Here is a 445-nt window from a genome sequence, read left to right on the forward strand (position 1 = left end):
CTGACGCTCGCCGCAAGATTACGCACTTCTGCGGCAACAACCGCAAAACTTCTTCCGGATGCGCCAGCCCTTGCTGCTTCAATCGCGGCATTCAGTGCAATAAGTCTTGTCTGCATGGCAAACTTCCGGATGGTTTCCACCATATCGTCAATACTTTCAGACTGATTGTTGAGCCGTGAGATATCGGTGGAGACAGCCCCCATCCCCTGCGCAATTCTGTCAATCATAAGGATGCTATTTTCAATAACATTGGCACCGTTCTGCGCACTTTCTCGGGTCTGCACGGCCATATCCCATGCATGCACAGCAGCCTCTTGCTCTCTCTGGTTTCGCAGGACATCAGCCGTAACATCTGTAGCGAATTTCACAATTTTATAAAGCTGCCCATCACTGTTAAAGACAGGGTTATAAGTTGCACGGAACCACAGAGGGTTTGTGTGAGGGT

1 protein-coding gene is annotated in these 445 nt (G+C 49.9%); it reads right to left on the reverse strand.

What is annotated here, in order from left to right:
• Positions 1-445: methyl-accepting chemotaxis protein (locus FLQ44_RS24150; protein WP_240801317.1), on the reverse strand; the 445-nt coding region annotated here is incomplete at both ends.

It is taken from the genome of Vogesella mureinivorans (assembly GCF_007644035.1).
Lineage (GTDB): Bacteria > Pseudomonadota > Gammaproteobacteria > Burkholderiales > Chromobacteriaceae > Vogesella > Vogesella mureinivorans.